Source organism: Nocardioides abyssi (assembly GCF_030412915.1).
Taxonomy (GTDB): domain Bacteria; phylum Actinomycetota; class Actinomycetes; order Propionibacteriales; family Nocardioidaceae; genus Nocardioides; species Nocardioides abyssi.
The window spans coordinates 1-417 of the sequence record NZ_JAUHJR010000035.1 but is presented as its reverse complement, the minus strand read 5'-3'; the positions used below and the strand labels follow the sequence as shown (position 1 = coordinate 417).

1 protein-coding gene is annotated in these 417 nt (G+C 69.3%); it reads left to right on the top strand.

Translation table 11 applies throughout. The annotated features are described in order from the left end of the window. Positions 1 to 417 (top strand): chlorophyll a/b-binding protein (locus QWY29_RS19780; RefSeq protein ID WP_300962952.1); only part of this gene is annotated, 417 nt, incomplete at both ends.

The following is a 417-nucleotide window of genomic DNA, read 5'->3' as shown; positions in this document are numbered from 1 at the left end:
CCCCCCGAGCTACCTCACCGGTGAGTTCCCCGGCGACTACGGGTGGTACACCGCGGGGCTGTCGGCCGACCCCGAGACCTTCGCCAAGAACCGGGAGCTGGAGGTGATCCACTGCCGGTGGGCCATGTTGGGCGCTCTCGGCTGCGTCGTCCCCGAGCTGCTCGCCCGCAACGGCGTCAAGTTCGGCGAGGCCGTGTGGTTCAAGGCCGGCGCCCAGATCTTCTCCGAGGGCGGCCTCGACTACCTGGGCAACCCCAACCTGGTGCACGCGCAGAGCATCCTCGCCATCTGGGCGGTGCAGGTGGTGCTCATGGGCTTCATCGAGGGCTACCGTGTTGGTGGCGGGCCCCTCGGCGAGGGCCTCGATATCATCTACCCAGGCGGCGCCTTCGACCCACTTGGCCTCGCCGACGACCC